The 20,814-nt window shown below is 36.8% G+C and carries 15 protein-coding genes; 12 read left to right on the top strand and 3 right to left on the bottom strand.

Going from position 1 to position 20,814, the window contains the following annotated elements; genetic code table 11:
* Position 1: 1 nt before the first annotated feature.
* From H4J57_RS07810 to H4J57_RS07755, 12 genes are all read left to right on the top strand, one after another.
* Positions 2-847 (top strand): protein-glutamate O-methyltransferase CheR, encoded by an 846-nt coding sequence (locus tag H4J57_RS07810; protein WP_182215798.1) that lies wholly within the window; start codon positions 2-4, stop codon positions 845-847.
* Positions 848-875: 28 nt separating this feature from the next.
* Positions 876-1,541, top strand: coding sequence for a chemoreceptor glutamine deamidase CheD (gene cheD, locus H4J57_RS07805; RefSeq protein ID WP_182215800.1), 666 nt, complete (start codon positions 876-878; stop codon positions 1,539-1,541).
* A 186-nt stretch (positions 1,542-1,727) separates the two neighbouring features.
* Positions 1,728-2,813, top strand: coding sequence for a chemotaxis response regulator protein-glutamate methylesterase (locus H4J57_RS07800; RefSeq protein ID WP_182242454.1), 1,086 nt, complete (start codon positions 1,728-1,730; stop codon positions 2,811-2,813).
* On the top strand, positions 2,803-4,002 hold the full coding sequence (locus tag H4J57_RS07795) for a methyl-accepting chemotaxis protein (protein WP_182242453.1): 1,200 nt from the start codon (positions 2,803-2,805) through the stop codon (positions 4,000-4,002). The genes H4J57_RS07800 and H4J57_RS07795 overlap by 11 nt, the downstream gene beginning before the upstream one ends.
* A 22-nt stretch (positions 4,003-4,024) precedes the next feature.
* Positions 4,025-4,333 (top strand): STAS domain-containing protein, encoded by a 309-nt coding sequence (locus H4J57_RS07790; protein ID WP_182215806.1) that lies wholly within the window; start codon positions 4,025-4,027, stop codon positions 4,331-4,333.
* Positions 4,334-4,342: 9 nt separating this feature from the next.
* Entirely contained in the window at positions 4,343-6,070 is a 1,728-nt protein-coding gene (locus H4J57_RS07785) for a SpoIIE family protein phosphatase (protein WP_310733709.1), read from the top strand.
* 43 nt (positions 6,071-6,113) lie between these two features.
* On the top strand, positions 6,114-6,284 hold the full coding sequence (locus tag H4J57_RS07780) for a hypothetical protein (RefSeq protein ID WP_182242452.1): 171 nt from the start codon (positions 6,114-6,116) through the stop codon (positions 6,282-6,284).
* A complete protein-coding gene (locus tag H4J57_RS07775) occupies positions 6,271-7,035 on the top strand; it encodes a diguanylate cyclase (protein WP_182242451.1) in 765 nt (254 codons plus the stop codon). Before H4J57_RS07780 ends, H4J57_RS07775 begins: the two co-directional genes overlap by 14 nt.
* A gap of 46 nt (positions 7,036-7,081) precedes the next feature.
* Complete coding sequence (locus H4J57_RS07770) at positions 7,082-8,242, top strand: response regulator (RefSeq protein WP_182242450.1); 1,161 nt, start codon at positions 7,082-7,084, stop codon at positions 8,240-8,242.
* Positions 8,239-10,812 carry an ATP-binding protein gene (locus tag H4J57_RS07765; protein WP_182242449.1) on the top strand — a complete coding sequence of 858 codons (2,574 nt, stop codon included), beginning with the start codon at positions 8,239-8,241 and terminating at the stop codon, positions 10,810-10,812. The genes H4J57_RS07770 and H4J57_RS07765 overlap by 4 nt, the downstream gene beginning before the upstream one ends.
* 235 nt (positions 10,813-11,047) lie before the next feature.
* Positions 11,048-15,238, top strand: coding sequence for a response regulator (locus tag H4J57_RS07760; RefSeq protein ID WP_182242448.1), 4,191 nt, complete (start codon positions 11,048-11,050; stop codon positions 15,236-15,238).
* A gap of 21 nt (positions 15,239-15,259) precedes the next feature.
* Positions 15,260-16,573: a diguanylate cyclase gene (locus H4J57_RS07755; RefSeq protein ID WP_182242447.1), complete on the top strand. Its 1,314-nt coding sequence runs from the start codon at positions 15,260-15,262 to the stop codon at positions 16,571-16,573.
* A gap of 109 nt (positions 16,574-16,682) precedes the next feature.
* Here the strand turns inward: H4J57_RS07755 and yfaE are convergent, their stop codons facing one another.
* The 3 genes from yfaE to nrdA form a co-directional block, all read right to left on the bottom strand.
* The gene (gene yfaE, locus H4J57_RS07750; protein WP_259366822.1) at positions 16,683-16,994 is read right to left on the bottom strand and encodes a class I ribonucleotide reductase maintenance protein YfaE; all 312 of its coding nucleotides are present in this window, start codon (positions 16,992-16,994) and stop codon (positions 16,683-16,685) included.
* Between the two features lie 82 nt (positions 16,995-17,076).
* Complete coding sequence (nrdB, locus tag H4J57_RS07745) at positions 17,077-18,207, bottom strand: class Ia ribonucleoside-diphosphate reductase subunit beta (protein WP_182215818.1); 1,131 nt, start codon at positions 18,205-18,207, stop codon at positions 17,077-17,079.
* A 134-nt stretch (positions 18,208-18,341) separates the two neighbouring features.
* Positions 18,342-20,615, bottom strand: coding sequence for a class 1a ribonucleoside-diphosphate reductase subunit alpha (gene nrdA / locus H4J57_RS07740; RefSeq protein WP_182242446.1), 2,274 nt, complete (start codon positions 20,613-20,615; stop codon positions 18,342-18,344).
* Positions 20,616-20,814: the final 199 nt, after the last annotated feature.

Below are 20,814 nucleotides of genomic sequence, written 5' to 3'. Positions count from 1 at the left end.
AATGACAGAGCGTGATAAAGCGTTTCAATTAAGTGGCGATAACTTTGATTATCTTTGTCAATTTGTTTATGACACAGCTGGTATTGTACTCAATGCCAGTAAAAAAGAGATGGTGTACCGTCGTCTTACTCGTATTATTCGTGAGCGTAAACTTCCCTCCTTTACGGCTTATTGCAACTTATTAAAGGCAGATACAGAAAAAGAGCAAGATTACTTTATCAATGCGATTACCACGAATTTAACCAGTTTTTTTCGTGAGCAACATCATTTTGATTATATGACGCAAGATGAACTACCTAAGTTACTCGGTAATCGCCTATCGCATGATAAACGTCTGAGAATTTGGTCGTCTGCAAGCTCCACTGGAGAAGAACCTTACAGTATTGCTATTACGGTGCTCGAAGCAATGAAAAGCCAATTAAGTCAATGGGATGTAAAAATATTAGCAACAGATATTGATAGTAATGTGTTAGCTGTTGCTAAAGAAGGGACTTATGATGAACGCCGCATAGAAGATGTTCCCAGGAAGTTTAAGGAAAAATATTTTACCAAAGGCATTGGCATTAACGAAAGTAAAGTAAAGGTAGGTAAACAGTTACAAGCACTTATTACCTTTAAAAAATTGAATCTATTACATGAATGGCCAATGAAAGGGCCATTTGACATCATTTTTTGTAGAAATGTGATTATATATTTTGACAAAAAAACGCAGCAAGAATTATTTGCCCGGTATTATGAAATGTTAGCACCAGGCGGTTTGCTTATTTTAGGGCATAGTGAAAATTTAGGTCAATATCAACAACATTTTGAAAGTGTCGGACGTACCATTTTTAGAAAAGCATTTTAGCCGTTCTATAATAAGTGAACAAATAATCATGGTTTTAAATCGACAAGATAATATTTATGTTAAGCAATGCTTAAAACAATGTTTAGCAGAGTTTGCCCATATAAATCATTACTGGGATGCAAAAAGACAACAAGTTATCGCTAAAATTCTTCCGGGTGAGTTTTATATGACTCGAGAAAATGTTGCTATAGCGACCACGTTAGGGTCTTGTATTTCAGCCTGTATTTGGGATGAACATAGCGGAATAGGTGGCATGAATCATTTTATGCTGCCGCTAACCGATAAAGAAGCCCATGAAGTTGATTGGGGACAACGTGGTATGGCATCTGATGCAACGCGTTATGGTAACTTTGCAATGGAACACCTCATTAATATGATATTGAAAAATGGTGGTCGAAAAGTAAATTTACGCGCTAAGGTATTTGGTGGCGGTAAAGTCTTAAAACATATGTCTGATATTGGCGAAAGAAATATTAGCTTTGTGATGAAATATCTTGCAGATGAAGGGATACCCGTTGAAGGTTCAGATTTAGGTTCTTTTTTTCCTCGCAAAATTTTGTTTGAACCGCTAAGTGGCCGAGCTTTTGTTAAAACGATTGATAATTTACATAATGATACTATTGCGCGCCGTGAAAGTGCTTACAGAAACCGTATAGACCAAACACCTGTAGAAGGTGATGTAGAATTATTTTAGCGATTATTAAAATCCATATAAACCAAGCATATGCTGAGCTTGTGACGTAGAATTATTTTATTGATAACAATTAACCAATGAAAGTGTTGAATATTAAAACCGTATAGACCAAACACCTGTAGAAGGTGATGTAGAATTTTCTTAGCGCTATTTATTAGCCACTATCGAGCTTAGGATGTTATTTATATGAAGCCAATTAAAGTATTAATTATTGACGATTCCACGGTTATTCGAGCGGTTGTTAATGAGGTTTTAAAAGATGATCCTGAAATTGAAGTAGTTGGCGAAGCTAAAGACCCTATGATCGCTCGAGAGCAAATCAAAAAGCTAAATCCTGACGTACTGACTTTAGATATTGAAATGCCAAAGATGGATGGTATTACCTTTTTGAAAAACTTAATGCGACTGCATCCTATGCCGGTAGTGATGCTATCAACATTAACGACTAAAGGGGCTGATATCACCCTACAAGCTTTAGAAATAGGAGCTGTTGATTTTATTGCAAAACCTAGTTTTGAAGCCTTGATTGCTAATAAGTCTACCTTTCAAGAGACTTTATTGAGAAAAATAAAATTTGCCGCAACGGTTGAGAATAAAAATTTTCGACTTAACAGCACGTTATCAAAACCTCTAGCGACTGGTCTACTACCCTTTAAAGGTTGCCAGCGCTCGAATCATTTAGTGGCTATTGGCGCTTCAACAGGAGGCACTGAAGCAATTAAAGCGATTATTACCGCTTTGCCAAGTAATTCTCCAGCTGTGGTTATCACCTTACATATTCCAAAAACATTCAGTGCGAGATATGCACAACGGATGAACGAAATTTGTGCCGTTGATGTGCAAGAAGCAAGGCATGGGCAAAAGATTAAAGCGGGTAATGTTTATATTGCGCCAGGTAATCTTCATCTAAAAGTAGAAAGTAAAGGCGGAGCACTTTTTTGTATTTTAGAAGACTCACCTGATGTTAACCGCCACAAGCCTGCCGTTGACATTTTGTTTAATTCCTTACTGCCACTTGCTAATAATGTTCAAGCGGTATTATTAACCGGTATGGGACAAGATGGAGCCAAAGGTTTATTAAATTTAAAAAATGCTGGCGCTATGACTATTATCCAAGATAAGGCAAGTAGTTTAATTTGGGGGATGCCAGGCAGTGCTCATGCATTAAATGCTCAGGTAAAAGAGTGCTCATTAGCTAATATACCTAAGGAAATTTTAACTCATGCTGCACTGGCTCGACAGGGTAAAAAAGAGGTGTTTTATGAAAAATAAAGCCATGCTGTTATTAAAGGCTGGGCTGGTGATTGTTGGCGTAATACTGATGGACCTTTTATTTTTTAAATTGAGTTACTTATCAGTTACGCTGACATTATTACTGTCGTTTGTCTTGATTATCTTATATAAAAATAATCATGCTTTGCTAACATTATCAAGTGCAAGTGATGTTGAGGGGCGCAATGGGCTTAATGTAAACAACAATGAAAAAGAAATAAAAATAACCCTGACAAAAATTGTTAGCTTACTTAGCCAGCAAATAGCCATCGTTGATACAGAAGTTGACCGGGCCAGTATCTTAATTCAAGAGGCTACGACTGGGATTGCAGATAGTTTCAAGTCTTTAAAAAGCTTAACGGATGAACAACAAGTCATGCTTAATGTTGCTATTGGTAATCATCGAGGTGCTGTTGATGAAAACGGTACCACGATAGAGTCTTTTGTTCACGACTCCAGTGAGACTTTAGATGATTTTTTACAGGTGATTATGACCACTAGCAAGCAAAGTTTAGCCGCCGTGTCATTTAGCGATGAAATGAGTAAACAGCTCGACGGTATTTTTAGCTTATTGGGACAAGTTGAAAGTTTAGCGAGCCAAACTAATTTATTAGCCCTTAATGCCGCTATAGAAGCAGCGAGAGCCGGAGATGCCGGTAGAGGTTTTGCTGTAGTGGCCAATGAAGTCAGGGCGTTATCGGTTAATTCTACCGAGCTCAATGATAATATTCGTGAAGAAATATCATTGGCACAAATTATCATTGAAAAACTAAGAAACTCAATTCAAGTTATGGCTTCAGCTGATATGACCGCAACACTTGAGGCTAAAAGTCGAGTCAGTCTTATGGTTGAGCATGTGGGTGAATCTTCTTCACAAACCAATGCCATTGTTGAAGAGCTTGCTGGATTATCACCAAAAATTGCTGAAACAGTCGCTACAGGCATTCGCTCGCTACAATTTGAAGACTTAACGTGTCAAGCCCTTGCAACCCTTAAACATAATACTGAAACTATTACGGCTCTCAATCAAGTTTTAATGGAATTTGAAATCAATAATAGTAATACTCCACAAGCATTACAAAAATTACAGCATCAATGTCAATCGCTTATCGAACAATCTCATCATCAAAATGAGCAGCGCAGCGTATCTCAGTCATCTATGGATGAGGGTGTTGTTGAGTTGTTTTAATTATAAATTATTAGGAACGACTATGAATGTTATAAAGCAAGTATCAGAAGATAAAAAAAATATAGAAATTAGTATTGAAGGTCGGTTTGATTTCTCACTGCATCAACACTTTCGAGATGCCTATATTAACTGTAAAGAAAAAAACTCGATGTTTACTATCTGTTTATCAAAAGCGACTTATATGGATAGCTCTGCTTTAGGCATGATTTTATTACTTAAAGATCATGCTGAAAACTATTCAGGAAAAGTTGTGATTAGTAAGCCAAGCGATTCAGTGAATAAAATTTTAGAAATCGCGCAATTTCACCGTTTACTCACCATAGAATTATAGGTTATAGCCGTGTTAGCTGGAAAAAATGATGTTAAATTAGCTTTAGTTGTTGACGACTCTGCCATGCAATGCAAAGTCTTAAGCGTCTTATTAAAAGAGCAAGGTTATCGTGTTTTTACAGCTAATGATGGTGCTCGTGGCGTGGCAATGTATGTTAAATATAAGCCTGACTTAGTGTTAATGGACATTAATATGCCCATTATGAACGGCTATGAAGCAGCAAGAGAAATTAAAAGTTTATCGCAAGATAATAGCTTGTGCCCACTGATTTTTATTACCAGTATGGATACAGATGAAGCCTTTATTGAGTGTGTTGATGCTGGCGGTGACGGTATATTGGTCAGGCCGTTTTCACCCAAAGTTTTTAAAGCTAAAATAAAGTCAATCCAACGAATCAGTGATTTATACGCACAAGTTAAGATTTTACAACAAGAACAACAAAAAGATGCCGAGCTTGCTGAACAGTTAATGTCGGGCGTTATTGAGGCAAGAAATTTCTCGCTTGACCGCATTGGCATTATTAAAAAACCCGCTGCGTTATTTAGTGGTGATATACAACTAACGGCTTTATCTCCTAATGGTGACGTTAATGTTATGTTGGGAGATTTTACTGGCCATGGACTGCGTTCATCTATTGGTGCTATTCCCTTAGCGGAAACCTTTAGAGCAATGACAAAAAAAGGTTTTTTGTTATTTGAAATTATTAATCAAATTAATCATCAACTTTATGATTTACTGCCTGCAGATTTATTTCTTGCGGCGGGGTTTGCCAGTATCTCTAGCCATGATAAATCTGTTTATGTTTTTAATGCGGGCTTACCCGATGCTTACTTGTTTTCTGAACAAGGAAAAATAAAACATCAAATATCGTCAAGTCACCCACCGATAGGTGTGCTTCCAAAGCTTTTACTCGATAGTAAATTAACCGTATTTGGTATTGAAGAAACCGATCGGATGATCTTAATCAGTGATGGTATTGTCGAGGCGAGAAATGAACACGGGGAAATGTTTGATTTTGACCGATTCGAACAGGCGGCAAAGCATGGCGTAATCACGCATAAGGTTAGTGAATGTGTGCTTAACGCGGTTAATGACTTTTGCCAAGCTATGCCACAAGAAGATGATATTTCATTGATTGACATTCCTTGCGGAGGTTGGGAGCACGTGCTGGTCGCCAGTCATGGCATTACCAATATTTCAGCTAAGCAACTTGACGATATCTATTTGGCAACAGAGCCAGCATGGCACTGGCAACTAACCTTAAGTGGTAAGCGCTTAGCCTCTATAAACCCAATTCCTATGGCTATGAATCAAATAAATGATATAGAAGGTCATGCAGAGCATTGGCAAAGTTTATACAGCATACTCACTGAGTTATTTATTAATTCACTTGACCATGGTGTCTTAGGCTTAAGCTCTAAGTTAAAAGCCAGTGCAGATGGTTTCTCTCAATATTATAAAGAACGAGAATTGCGTTTGAAAAATTTAGCGCATGGCTTTATCGAATTACAAATATGCCATTACCCCTTTCCAAATGGCGGTCGAATTATGATTAAAATACAAGATAGTGGGCAAGGATTTGATATAAAAAAATACTATGAGCAACGAGTTAACAAGCCAGCAAATAAACTCGAGCTTAGCGGTCGTGGTATTGAGTTAGTTGAGCAGCTGTGTGACAGCTTAGACTTCCAAGATAATGGTAATGTTGTCGAAGCATCATATGTTTGGGCATCGTAAACATCAATATTTTAATTTATTACCCATGTAATAAGGCATTAATGTGAACATTTTAGTTGTGGATGATAATAAGTTTATCAGAGAAGTTGTTAGTGCGATGATCATTGACAGCGGCCATATTACCGTCGTTGCTAATGGTCATGTGCAGGCGATGGCGGCATTAAAGAAAGAAAACATTGATTTAGTGTATGGATATAGAAATGCCCGAGGTTGACGGTTTTGCGCTAACAAAAATGATGAGAAAAGAATACCCCAAATGGTTCCCTATTATCTTTCTTAGCTCCAACGACAGCGAAGAGTATTTAACTCAAGGTATTGATGCGGGTGCTGACGATTACTTAACAAAGCCGATAAAACAAGTGATTTTGAGCGCAAAACTAAGAGCGATGGAACGTATTACCAAAATGAAAGGAGCGCTTGAACGCGCCAATAAACAACTAGAAATACTCAGTAGTATTGACCCGCTAACGCAGATACTTAACCGAAGAGGGTTAGAAGAAGTCCTCGCTAGTGCTTGGCAAATTAATGAGCGACAACAAGGGGAATTATCAATATTGATGATAGATATTGACTTTTTTAAGCCTTATAACGATAACTATGGTCACCCACAAGGCGATAAGTGTTTAGTTCAGGTTGCTAATACGCTTAATGAAACGCTTAATCGAGCCACTGACTCATTAGCTCGTTATGGGGGAGAGGAATTTATTGTTGTGTTGCCTTTTACGCCAGTCGAGGGCGCTAGATTTAAAGCAAAAGAATTAAGCTTAGCGCTATTAAGACAAAAAATAAAACACGAATATTCATCAATATTTCCTTATGTGACGGTAAGTATTGGTATTGCAACAACAAGCGCTGCTGATCACGTAGCCAATGCAAGTGAATTAATAAAACAAGCTGATATCGCTTTATATCAAGCAAAAGACCAAGGGCGTAATCGTTCTAGTGTTTTTCAAAAAAGTGCTTAACAACTGCCTTTACTAAGGTTGAAATCTCATAAAAAAAGGAATTATTATGTCTAAACCCCGTTTGTTAATTATTGATGATGACAAAGATTACCTTGAACTGCTTCATGAAGCATTAACCGAAAGTTTTGAAGTAACGTGCGCGACGAATATTAAAGATGCAGATAAGTTAGTCAGCGACAATCAACTTTTTGACATCGCCTTAGTTGATGAAAATATCGGCGAAGACAAAGGGTCGCAATGGATAAAACGTAACGTTGAACAACATACTGTCGCAACCTCTTTTGTCTTGTATTCTGGCCTAGCCACTGAAGATGCTGTACTTAAAGGTTTAGAGTGTGGAGCCGATGATTTCCTTGCAAAACCTATTTCTTTATTAGCTTTGGATAAAAAGCTAAAAAAACTTATCTCTTATCAAGATAAAATTCATAGCTTTGAAACAGAAATTAGTTCAAAAGATCGAGTTATTAATATTTCAATGGCACAAGCGGCTAAATATGGCAGCTGTATGCAGCTAACATCTCGACTTAATCATTGTTTTACTTTAGAAAAAATTAGAGATGAAGTGTTTTCATTTCTTTATACAATGAATTTAGATGGCTGTATTGCTTTTTACCCGATCAATGAAAAAGCCCTTTTCTTTAGTTCTAAAAATGGCTTTTGTTCTCCTGTAGAAATCGATGTAATGAAACTGTTAAGGGTTAAACCTCGCTTATATCGCTTTAGCTCTAGAACTATTTTTAACCATCCACTGTGCTCAATCCTTATTTTAAATTTAGTAGATGGCGCAATTGATACTGATATATATATTGATGCACTCGCCTCTGTTATTGAATGCATAGGTGCTCGTATTGCTTTTATTACTTATAAAAATTCACTGGTGCAAGTACAAAGCAAAATTCAGCAAGCTGTTTCTACTACCAAAAACATGATTGCCATATCTAAGCACCATCAACAGGAAGTGATGAATGAGATAGTCACTAACATAGGTATGAGCTTCCATGTCCTAGAGATGTCAGATGAACAAGAACAATATCTGACCAACTTGGTTCATGGTGCCTTAAAAAAACACTCACAAGATGATATAAATTTTCTTGAAGTTACCGATTTACTTGATGGCGCCTTAGCCAGTGTTGATGAACTTGAAGTCCTTAATCAACAACAAGAAGAGGAAGTAGTTGATTTTGATGATGAAGATGAACTATTTTGAACGCTACCTCTGACGATTTAACGGTATCGATCAATAGTATTCCTTTTTCGGTTATTCAATTAGATCATCAAGGGATTATTACCGGTTGTAATCGTTGGGCAGAAAGTTTTTCTGGTTATTGTTTAGCAGAAATTAAAGGGCAACCGCTAGAAATGCTCTTGCCCAAGGAATTTGCTAATTCGCATCTAAAGTCTTGTCATAACTTCCAACGTGGATTAGGTGTTAGAGATGTTGTCTTATTGAGTAAATCAGATGAGATGCTCAATTGTACAATAAAAACAAGTGAAGTTGCTGGCGGTTATACCGTCTACCTTACGGATTCATTGTTAAACGATAGCTCTGACGATAAAACGATTAATGAGCGAGAAAAGCTAGCAGATAAAATAGAATCTGCGGCGTTATCAAAACATACCCATAAAATATTAAACACCATAGAAGAAGCTTTTTGGGAGTGGAATATTATTGAAGGAACGCTACTTTATTCCGCAAAATTTATGGCTATGTTGGATTATTCGGCAGAAGCATTCTTAGGCCCACTTTCTTTTGGTCAAAAATGGTTAAAAGAAGAAGATTTAGCCCGCCTTAACCAAGCAGCCAAAGCGCATTGTCTTGGTGAAATACCCAGTATAAATTTAACGCTGTCAATGACTACAGAGCAAGGTGCTACGAAGTGGGTAACTGTTTTTGGTAAAATTATCGAATACAGGGCTGAGCGTGCTTATAAAATGTTTGGCTCAGTTAAAGATATCACCGCGCAACATCAATTAGTCGAAAAGCTAAAAGAAAGAAATAATTATCTGTTGCTAGCGGAAAGTTTAAATAAATCAGGGCATTGGCGTCTAGATTGTATTGATAATACCTTGTATTGGTCAACTGAGCTTTATAAAATTCATGGTGTAGACGCCACTAATTACCAACCAAAGGTAGTTTCGGCCTTAGACTTTTACCTGGTAGAAGAACAGGTTAAGGTACGAAATTATTTAGATAATGCCATTGCCAATAAACAAGGCTTTTACTTTAAAAGTGCTATAAGAAATAAACTGGGCAATAAAGTGAAAGTGGAGTGTTTTGGTGAGGTTGAGCTCAATACTGCGGGTGACGTTGTTGGTGTTTTCGGCGTATTTAAAGATATTAGCCAATCAGAAACTATTTTTGAAAAATTAAAACTGCTCGCTATGGTCAATTATACAATAAAGGTACCGGTTTTCTTTATTGATGACAAAGATAATGTCGTTTATCAAGACCTAACACCAAAAACTGCCCACAGTAGCGCCGTGCTTTTTAATTATATTAATTTCAGTATTACCGACTATCTTGCGTTTAAACGAAAAGCAAAAAAGTGTGGTCAACTTAAAGAAACTCATATTAGTTTTGATCAATACAATAGTGTTTTTGATTTATCGGTAACCTATGAAGCCGATGAAGGAATATTTATTTGGATTGTTGAAAACGTTACTGAGCAATTTCGTAAAGACCAACAACAACTTATTAGTAATCGACTCGCTTTACTGGGTAATACTTTTGGCAATGTTTCACATGACATCAATAATGTACTGGGCGTCGCTTTAGGCGCTACCGAAATGTTAGAGATTAAGTTCGCCCAAGGTGAACGTGATATTTCAAGGTATATTGAGCGGGTCAAGAATGCGATAGATAAAGGTAAAAGCGTTACCGAGCGTTTATTAGCTTTTACGCGTAAACCTACCATCAAAGTGGTTCGGTTTGACCCAATACAGGATATTATTGATAACCAATATCTTTTTAAGCAATTGTTACTTCCTACCATAGACTTTAGCATTCATACCAATGAACTATGCTGTAAAATAAAGTTTCCTCAAGGTGAATTTATTAATATATTGCTTAACTTAGTGTTAAATTCTCAGGATGCGATCCGCGAAAGAGGCTTAATTGGACAGATAGAAATATCAGCCAACATTAATGATCAGCAAAATTTAGAAATTCATGTCAAAGATAGTGGTGTGGGTATTGAGCAAGGTAATTTGACTAAAGTGTTTGATCCCTTTTACAGCAGTAAATCAGTTAATAAGGGCAACGGTATTGGATTAGCTAATGTTTATAGCACAATATATAAGCATAATGGTCATATACGAGTTTCAGGACATGGCAGTTTGGGTGGGGCGCACTTTACCTTAGTCTTTAAGTGCCAGATTTTAAAAAATTCCCCGAAAAAAAGTCCCTTAACGCTTAAAAGCCAATTAAATATAAAGGGAAAGCGCGTACTTATTTTAGATGATGAGATAAGTATTGCTGAGTTTGTTTCCTTGTATTTAGAAAACGAAGGCGTTAAAACTGAACATACCAACAATAAAATGGGTTTAATGAACATTTTAGCGACTGAGCAACCTTTTGATATTTTTATTACCGATATGATATTACCCGATATTTCAGGTCGAGAGGCTGTGGAATTAGTGAAAGCAAAGTTTCCTAATATTCGAATCTTTTCAATTAGTGGTTATATTGCAGAGGAAGATAAACAATGGCATTACCCCGTTTTAAGAAAACCGTTTAATTCAAAAGAATTGGCAAATTTTTTAATTGAAAATAATTAAATTGCAGCTCGAATATTTCTAATGATTGTTAGCCGCTTAGCAAGTAATTGTGACTAATTTAGTGATATTTTATCAGTAAATGCTCTGTAATATCCTAAGGTTTAGTTATCAGTGTTATTGTTGTTGATCTACCACAATTGCATATAAGCGTTGGTTCTAGTATGTTATTTGATAGCCAATTGAATATTTAGCCTTTTCTCAAAAATATTGTTTCAGACTCTATTTTTATCGGCGTATGAATAGATTCACCAAAAGAGAAGTAGCACTTATCAAAAACAATCATTTACAAGATAATAATGGCGCATCTAAAGAACATCATCATACTGCGCAGCCATTAACTAAAGCCAGTAAAAGCTTCTCTATCGGAAAAGTTTTTAGCTCATTAGCTTTTAAAATTCCATTTGCTGGCTTTTCTTTATCACTCCTTATTGCTTTTGCGGTTGGCACTGTATTTTATATTGAAAGCCAGCAGTTGGTTAAAGAGCAGGCGTTTGATGAACTCAATATTAAAAGTAAAATTGTAAAACCATTAATAGCCTATTTCTATCGAGAAAGTGCCAACGACTCAATCTTCCTCAGTAAGACCGCGTCAATACAAGGTGTTATGGAGTCTATCAAATCTGATGATGAACAAAACCTGTTATGGCGGAAAAAATTACAGGGGATATTCAAAGAATTTATCAAAAACCAACCTATTTATAAAAATATAAGTTATTTAACAACAGAGAAACATGTTCGCAGTATTGTCAGTGTTGACCATGAAAATGACCAAGTGAAGGTCATTCCTTTTGAGCAATCTAGTCAAAATATAGCGCTTGATTCATTAAAAGCGGCATTATTAGTCAAAAAAAGTGAAGTGTATTTTTCAGAGATATATTATCAAAAAAATACTCAGGGCAAGCCTTTACAGAGTTCTTTATTTATCGCTACCCCTATTTATACGGCTGATAACGAACTTTTTGGCTCAATAACAATAGAAGTTGATTTTTCTTTATTTATTGAACGGCTTAAGGAAAATGCTTTAGAAAAAGTTACTTTTTATCTTGCTAATTCAGCGGGTGATTTTATTTATTTTCCAGCCGATCAAAAAGTTGATAAAAACAATATCAAGGTGATTGAAAAGTTTCCGTCGCTGAGTGTTATTTTTTCCTCAATACTCACTAGCGATAAGCTAGTGCAAGATAAAGAGATAGATGTTGATAATAAATTAGCCTATTACTCTACTGTTCAGTTTGCCGAATTTGGCCAAGTAAATCCATTACACTTAGTTATTGAAAATAAAAGTAATATTTATCTGCAATCATTAGAAAGTATGAAAAACCGGGCAATATTATTTAGCTTTATCTTAGCCATATTAAGTCTAGTGTTTTGTATTATGGCGTCTAAGCGGATAACACGTGCTTTGTTGTTGATGACTAAAGGTGTTGCCCAATATGAAGAGCAGGGTGTTATCGGTAAGTTACCGGTGCAAGAAAATGATGAAATTGGCGCTTTAGCAAGAAGTTTTAAAAATTTATTAATGCAAATAGAGCAAAAGTCGATTGTCCAAAAAAGTGAAACAATACGTGCAGAAGATGCGTTAGCAAAGCTTTATTCTATTTTAAACTCAATTGCTGATGGTGTTATAAATATTGACGGGAAAGGTAATATTCTCGCTTTTAATCATGCGGCTGAAAAAATATTTGGCTATCAAACCAATGAGGTCCTTGGTAAAAACGCACTATTTCTAGTGCCCGTAGATAATACTATTAACCCAGTGGACGAATTTAAACGTTTTTTACAACATACTTCAAGTGAAGTAAAAGGCCGCACCCTTGAACTGACAGCATTAAGAAAAAATGGCGAAAAGTTCTTTATGCATTTAAGTGTCAGTAAAATAAATATTTCTGGTGATGTTGTTTTTACCGGATTAATACGTGATATCACTGAAAACAAGTTGTTGGCAGCAGAAAGTATCCGCAGTATTGAAGAAGCTAAAGATATGGCATGGCGTTTAAATTTTGCCTTGTCAGCCCCAAGAATAGGCGTTTGGGACTATGATATTCAAACAGGGCTAAGTCTTTGGGACAGTCGAATGTATGAATTATTTGGCTATGATAAAGACTCAATAGTACCTACAGAAAAAATTTGGCGAACAGCTATACACATAGACGATCTAAAATTTGTGGAAGAACAATTTATCCGTGAAGTTAAGAAAGGCATAGTAATTAATTTTGAATATCGTATCAATTTGCCAGATGGAACTATTCGATATATTGAAACACATAGTCAAATGGTTAATCATAAAGATCAAAAAAACTTCAGAGTGGTGGGAACTCATCGTGATATAACCGAGCAAAAAAACTTAGGTACTTTAAAACAGGACGCTTTAGATATGGCAGAGCACGCTCTGTTGCTGCGCTCGCAGTTTCTTGCAAGTATGAGTCATGAAATACGTACCCCGATGAATGGCGTCTTAGGGATGTTAGGTTTACTTCAGCAAAGTAATATCAATAAACAACAAGCTCATCATTTGCAATTAGCCAGTTCAAGTGCGCAATCTTTATTATCTTTGATTAATGATATTTTGGACTTTTCAAAAATAGAGGCAGGAAAACTAGAACTTGAAATACTTGATTTTGATATTCGAAGTCAGCTTGGCGACTTTGCTGAGTCGATGGCGATAAAAGCGCAGGAAAAAGGCTTGGAATTGATACTGGATGTTTGCGGTGTTGAACAATCTTTAGTTAAGGGTGACCCTAGTCGTTTACGGCAAATACTGTCAAATTTAGTCAGTAATTCAATAAAATTTACCGAGACCGGTGAAGTACTCATTAAAGCCTCGATTAAGAAACATCAACATCAGTTGCAATTAACATGCAGCATATCAGACACGGGTATTGGTATTCCTGAAAATAAAATGATTACATTGTTTGATTCTTTTACCCAAGTAGACGCCTCTACTACACGAAAATATGGAGGTACAGGCTTAGGTTTGGCCATTGTTAAACAATTAGCCCAACTGATGTCAGGGGATATTAGCGTAACAAGTGCCGAAGGTCAGGGCAGTGTGTTTACTTTTACCATACTACTTAACGAAAGTGATAATTCTCAAACAGTCATGCCTCAGGTAGACATAAAAGGTAAGCAAATACTAATAGTTGATGATAACGCGACAAATTTGGCGGTATTAAAAGGACAGTTAGCTATTTGGGGGGCAGAGGTTACGCAAGCAAAGGATGGCGCTTGTGCTCTCGATCAGGTTGATAATCACCCAGTTGATTTTTTTGATGCGGCAATTCTTGATATGCAAATGCCTGGCATGGACGGCGTTACTTTAGGTGAGCGCTTGAAGGGGCATCGACATACACAAAAAACTAAACTTATTATGATGACGTCGATGAGTGATCGAGGAGATGCTAACTTTTTTGAACAACTCGGCTTTTCTGCGTATTTCCCCAAGCCAGCAACAACCGCAGATTTATTTGCTACGTTAAGTCTTGTTTTAGACGAAGAAGGCACTTTGAATGTCAATAAACCCTTTGTTACCCAACATAACGTGCATAAGTTAAAACATTCAAATGCTAATCGCGTCATTGCCAAAAAAACCCGCATTTTATTGGTTGAAGATAACCGTATTAACCAAGTGGTCATTTTAGGCGTACTAGCCAATATTGGTTTGTCAGCTGATGTTGCTGGTAATGGTATCGAAGCCCTGGCTGCTTTAGATTCTTCACCAGACGATGCTCCCTACCAAATCATTATTATGGACTGTCAAATGCCTGAAATGGACGGCTACGATGCAACAAAAGCAATAAGGGCAGGAAAGGCTGGTGTTGTTCATCGTAACATTCCAATTATTGCCATGACTGCCAATGCGATGAAAGGTGATAAAGAAAAATGTTTAGCGGCAGGCATGAGTGATTACGCGACTAAACCGGTAGATACCGATATTTTGCTTAAAAAAATATCGGCATGGGTTGGACTAGATAGCTTTGAAACCGTGTCTGATGATAACAGTAACGTGATTGCAGAGCCCCTAACCCAGACTAGCCATAGTGATAACTCCAAAAGTAGTCATTCAAAGACAAATGAAGATATCATTTGGGATAAAACAGGTTTTTTAAAGCGTATTAGAAATAATGACAAATTAAGTAAACAGCTTATCAGTTTATTTATCGAGGATATGCCGGCGCTTAAAAATGAGTTAGTTATCGCTATGGAAAATAAATTATTTGATGATATTATAGCTTTAGCACATAAAGTTAGTGGTTCGTCAAAAAATTTAGGTGGCATTAACCTTGGAAAATTAACGCGACAAATTGAACAATCGGCTAGAATAAAAAATAGCGTTGAATTGTTATCGCTTCAAAATGATTTATCAAGGGAATATGATTTGTTAATTAATATCTTACAAAAACACCTAACAGCTAAAGATGACGAATAAGCCTTCCAATGGGAATAAACTATGAATACAAAGAAAAAATATAACATTCTCGCTGTTGATGACGCTAAAGATACGCTCATGCTATTAGAGTTTGATTTAGGTGAAGAAGGTTATAATGTGTTTACCGCCGAATCTGGAGAAAAAGCCTTAGAGGTTTTAGAAGAGCAAGCGATAGACCTCATTTTATTAGATATGTATATGCCGGGTATCTCAGGCTTAGAGATGTTACACAAATTAAAAACTCACCCCATTATTTTCAATACGCCGGTCATTATGTTATCGGCTTCAGATGATGAAGATCAAATTGTTGCTGCTCTAGAATTTGGCGCCGATGACTACGTAACTAAACCTTATATTCCAAAAGTGTTACTGGCTAGAATACGAACCTCGCTGCGGCTTTTAGAGAAAACTTTAGAGCTAGAGTCGCTGGCTAAAACAGACTTTTTAACCGGCATTCGTAACAGAGGCGCTTTTGAAGACTTAGCGGGTAAAGCGATTAGCCAAGCAAAACGCACTAATAAACCGCTTGCTGTGGCGATGCTCGATATAGATTTTTTTAAAGCGGTTAACGATAATTATGGCCATGATGCCGGTGATAAAGTCCTAGTTGAATTTGCTGATATCATCTGCGATTGTTTTCGAGATAATGACATTATTGGTCGAGTTGGCGGCGAAGAATTTGCGATATGTATGGCAAATACCTCTGCAGAGAATGCGCTCATTGCCTGTGAACGCTTAAGAGAAAGAGTAGAACATAGTAAAATATATATTGATGATAGCAAAGATGAAAAGGTGTCTGTAACAGTCAGTATTGGCTTATCATTAGGCAAGGACGATGAGATGAACTTAGAAGGCTTGTTAAAAGAAGCTGATCTTAGCCTATATGAAGCAAAGCACAGTGGTAGAAATAAAGTGAAGGTGCATCAAGAATCAACTACGGTTGCCGCTGAGGGTATTATCGATGAGTTACCGGTGACCAGTGAAGACGAATATCCAGGTATTGATGCTGAAATAGGTATTGGTAATGTGCTTGGAGATGAAGACCTTTTTGCTGAAATACTGGTGATGTTTTATGAAGACCATTCAAAAGACAGTGAAAAGATTCAACAAGCGATCAGTACTGATGATCAAACTGCTTGTAAACACTTAGTACATACCTTAAAAGGTGTTTCTTGCTCAGTAGGAGCTATGCAACTGTTTGAATTGACTAAAGCGCTAGATGAAGCGGTAAGTATTGAAGATACTGCGCGTTATCAACAATTGTATCAACCGGTTGCCGCAGAGTTAACTAAGGTTTTAGGCGGTATAGAAGTTAGGTTAAGCGCTCAATTATAAGTATAAGATTAATAGATGCTGATGATGAGTGACGGGTATATTTGTCGCTCAACATCTATACGCGTTGATTCTCCAATGTTTAAAGACCCGTTAGTAATCCTAGTATTAGTTATTCAACGATAAGTTTGATGTCACTCTTTGGCACACAACAGCAAGAGAGCACTTCTCCATCGCCAATAAAAGCGAGTGGCTCTCCTTGAGGGTAGCTAATTTCGCCTTCAACTAAGGTTACTCGACACGCCCCACAAAAACCGTCACGACAGTGATAATGCACTTCCACATTAGCCTTTTCTAAACACTCTAGTAAACTTTTATCGTTGGCTTGAAAGGTAATGGTTTTATTATCGACAAAAATACGATGAGCTTTCTTACTTTCAGACAATTTTTGCGGGCACATAGTCATATCATTAGCACTTTTCATTTAAAAAGGCTTAAACGCAAAATGTGCTAATGATGTGATAAGAAAGCATGATAATCGCTTCTTTATCTGGAGGTTAAAACCATTAAAGGTCAAAGCCATCAAAATCATCACTTGATACAGAAGAGTCGACTTGACCAACTAAGTAACTCGATATCTCTGTTTCTTGTGGAGCGACCTGAACATTGTCTGATACTAAGTAAGCATTCATCCATGGTAATGGGTTACTTTTTATATCAAAGGGTGCATCAAAACCAATAGCCGTTAAGCGTTGATTACTAATGTACTCAATATATTGATTTAATATTGCCGCATTCAAGCCAATCATTGAACCGTCTTTGAATAGGTACTGAGCCCATTCTTTTTCTTGTTCAACAACATCAAGAAATATCTGTAATCCTTGCTCTTTCATTTCTTGAGAAATGATTTTCATTTCAGGATCATCTCTACCGGATAACCAGTTATTTAAAATATGTTGAGTACCGGTTAAATGCAAAGCTTCATCTCGAGCAATAAGCTTAATAATTTTTGCGTTACCTTCTAATAACTCACGCTCGGCAAAAGCAAATGAACAGGCAAAGCTGACATAAAAGCGAATGGCTTCTAAAGCGTTGACCGAACAAACAGCCAAGTATAAGCGCTCTTTAAGCTTGCGAGTTGATACTTCAATCATTTCACCATCGACTTCATAGGTACCGTCACCTTGTGACTGGAGTAGTTGTGTGGTGATGATCACGGCATCAAAGTATTTAGAAATACTGGATGCACGCTTTAAAATAGCTGGGTTAACAACGATGTCGTCAAATATTTCACTTGGATCTGAAAACAAGTTTCTCAAAATATGCGTGTAAGAGCGAGAATGAATGGTTTCACTGAAAGCCCAGGTTTCTATCCAAGTTTCTACTTCTGGTAATGAAACCAGCGGTAAAAACATCGCATTCACCGAGCGTGCTGCCATAGAATCAAGCAAAGTTTGATATTTTAGGTTGGAAATGAAAATATGCTTTTCTGAAGGCGTTAAACTTTGCCAATCAGATCTGTCTTTTGATACATCAATTTCTTCAGGACGCCAAAAAAACGATAACTGTTTTTCAATAAGTTTTTCAAAGGCGATAAAACGTTGTTGGTCATATCGTGAGACATTGACACTGTTACCTAAAAACATTGGCTCGAGTAGCGCATTATTAGGAACTTGATTAAACGTGGTGTAGGACATCTATTACTCCTTGATAACACGCATGAAAGTCACAGCCTGTTATCGAAATTTTGTTTTTAAAAATTATAGGTATGACTGATTATGCTCAAAGCTCCATTGTTAAAAAACAATGAAGCTTTTTTTTGTGCGCACAATTAAATTTTACATGCGCCGCCTTCACAGTCTTCTTCTTCTAATCCGAGCATATTCTCAGACGCACCATCACGGGTGTTATGGTAATACATGGTTTTAACGCCTAATTTATAAGCGGTTAAAATATCTTTTAAGATTTGCTTCACCGGTACTTTTCCGCCTTCAAAGCGTGCAGGGTCGTAGTTAGTATTTGCAGAGATGGTTTGGTCAATAAACTTCTGCATGATACCCACTAGCTGCAAGTAACCTTCGTTATTTGGAATATTCCAAAGTAACTCATAGTTACCCTTTAATCTTTGATATTCAGGTACAACCTGTTTTAAAACACCATCTTTACTAGCCTTTATACTGATTAAACCTCTTGGTGGTTCAATTCCATTTGTAGCATTTGAAATTTGTGATGAAGTTTCAGATGGCATTAACGCGGAAACCGTTGAATTTCTTACGCCATGTGTCTTGATACTCTCTCGCAAAGTTTCCCAGTCAAGATGAAGGGGTTCACCGGTAATGCCGTCAATGGTCTTTTTATAAGTGTCAATCGGTAAAATACCTTGCGATAAACGTGTCTCATTAAATTTAGGACAAGCGCCTTTTTCTTTTGCTAATTCATTTGATGCTTTTAATAAATTAAATTGAATGGCTTCAAAGGTACGGTGAGTTAAATTGTTAGCACTGCCATTTGAATAATACACGCCGTTTTTAGCTAAGTAATAAGCATAGTTTATTACGCCTATACCTAATGTTCTTCTGCCTATAGTGGCATTGTAAGCAGCTGGCATCGGGTAGTTTTGATAATCAAGTAAACTATCAAGCGCTCGAACTGCAAGGTCTGATAAACCTTCTAATTCATCTAAGCTTTCTATTGCGCCTAAGTTAAAGGCTGACAAAGTACAAAGGGCAATTTCGCCATTTGGATCATTAATATCATTCATTGGTTGTGTCGGTAGCGCAATCTCTAAACACAAATTACTTTGGCGAATTGGTGCTTGTTTCGGATCGAATGGGCTGTGCGTATTACAGTGATCAACATTCTGTAAATAAATTCGACCTGTGCTGGCACGCTCTTGAGCAAATAAGGTGAATAACTCAATAGCTTTAATGCATTTTTTACGAATTGAATCATCAGCTTCATATTTTACATACAAGGCTTCAAATTTCTCTTGGTCTTCAAAAAAAGCATCATAAAGGCCAGGAACATCGCTCGGGCTAAAGAGAGTAATAGACTCTCCTTTAATTAAGCGTGTGTACATAAGCTTATTGAATTGCACGCCATAATCTAAATGACGGACACGATTTTCTTCAACACCTCGGTTATTTTTAAGGACCAGTAAGCTTTCAACTTCTAAATGCCAAAGTGGGTAGAATAACGTAGCTGCCCCGCCTCTAACTCCCCCTTGTGAACAACTTTTAACAGCCGTTTGAAAATGCTTGAAAAACGGAATACAACCGGTATGAAAGGCTTCACCATTACGTATCGAACTACCTAAAGCGCGAATACGGCCAGCATTGATGCCAATGCCTGCTCGTTGTGAAACATATTTAACAATAGAGCTAGAAGCCGCGTTTATTGAGTCTAAACTGTCACCACATTCAATTAATACACAAGATGAAAATTGACGAGTAGGCGTACGTACCCCTGCCATAATAGGTGTAGGTAACGATATTTTGAAGGTTGAAATCGCGTGATAAAAACCTTCAACATATTTTAAACGTGTTTCAACAGGATATTTAGCAAATAAACAAGCGGCCACTAAGATATATAAAAACTGAGCACTTTCGTAAATTTCACCCGTTACCCGGTTTTGGACAAGGTATTTACCTTCTAATTGTTTGACTGCGGCGTAACTAAAGTCTAAATCGCGAGGATGAACAAGAAATTTTTCCATTTGTTCAAACTCTGCTTCGCTGTAATCAGCTAGAAGATGTTCATCATATTTACCATTTTCTACCATACTAACAACATGGGTAAATAATTTAGGCGGCTCAAATTGGCCGTAGGCTTTTTTACGTAGATGAAAAATAGCCAAACGTGCTGATAAATACTGATAATCAGGTGTCTCTTCTGAAATAAGATCAGCGGCGGCTTTAATGATAGTTTCATGAATGTCAGCAGTCTTGATACCGTCGTAGAATTGAATATGAGATTTCAACTCAACTTGTGACACCGAAACGTTATCAAGGCCTTCAGCAGCCCAAGTGATAACTTGATGAATTTTTTCTAAATCGATGAGTTCTTTTTTGCCGTTACGCTTACTTACAAAAAGATTATTAGTCATGAAGAGCCTGTCATTTATTAATTATGCTGGTCGCTTTATTTACCTAACGTTGTCAACTAAAGAAAACGTTAAGTGAACACTTATCAGTATTATATTTCCCTAAAATGTAAATTAGCACAAAAAAACATCTGAACAACAAATACACTATATATAGGGGTTTTCTAAAAACTGATCACAAGATAATGAGGTTTGGCTGTTT

The organism is Colwellia sp. BRX8-7, from assembly GCF_014077275.1.
Classification (GTDB): Bacteria; Pseudomonadota; Gammaproteobacteria; order Enterobacterales; family Alteromonadaceae; genus Colwellia_A.
This window is presented reverse-complemented; position numbering and strand designations above follow the sequence as displayed.

Bases quoted from the DNA above. Each gene is read 5' to 3' on its own strand.
- H4J57_RS07810 (WP_182215798.1), top strand. From the start codon at position 2: ATGACAGAGCGTGATAAAGCGTTTCAATTAAGTGGCGATAACTTTGAT.
- cheD (WP_182215800.1), top strand. From the start codon at position 876: ATGGTTTTAAATCGACAAGATAATATTTATGTTAAGCAATGCTTAAAA.
- H4J57_RS07800 (WP_182242454.1), top strand. From the start codon at position 1,728: ATGAAGCCAATTAAAGTATTAATTATTGACGATTCCACGGTTATTCGA.
- H4J57_RS07795 (WP_182242453.1), top strand. From the start codon at position 2,803: ATGAAAAATAAAGCCATGCTGTTATTAAAGGCTGGGCTGGTGATTGTT.
- H4J57_RS07790 (WP_182215806.1), top strand. From the start codon at position 4,025: ATGAATGTTATAAAGCAAGTATCAGAAGATAAAAAAAATATAGAAATT.
- H4J57_RS07775 (WP_182242451.1), top strand. From the start codon at position 6,271: ATGCCCGAGGTTGACGGTTTTGCGCTAACAAAAATGATGAGAAAAGAA.
- H4J57_RS07770 (WP_182242450.1), top strand. From the start codon at position 7,082: ATGTCTAAACCCCGTTTGTTAATTATTGATGATGACAAAGATTACCTT.
- H4J57_RS07760 (WP_182242448.1), top strand. From the start codon at position 11,048: ATGAATAGATTCACCAAAAGAGAAGTAGCACTTATCAAAAACAATCAT.
- H4J57_RS07755 (WP_182242447.1), top strand. From the start codon at position 15,260: ATGAATACAAAGAAAAAATATAACATTCTCGCTGTTGATGACGCTAAA.
- yfaE (WP_259366822.1), bottom strand. From the start codon at position 16,994: ATGAAAAGTGCTAATGATATGACTATGTGCCCGCAAAAATTGTCTGAA.
- nrdB (WP_182215818.1), bottom strand. From the start codon at position 18,207: ATGTCCTACACCACGTTTAATCAAGTTCCTAATAATGCGCTACTCGAG.
- nrdA (WP_182242446.1), bottom strand. From the start codon at position 20,615: ATGACTAATAATCTTTTTGTAAGTAAGCGTAACGGCAAAAAAGAACTC.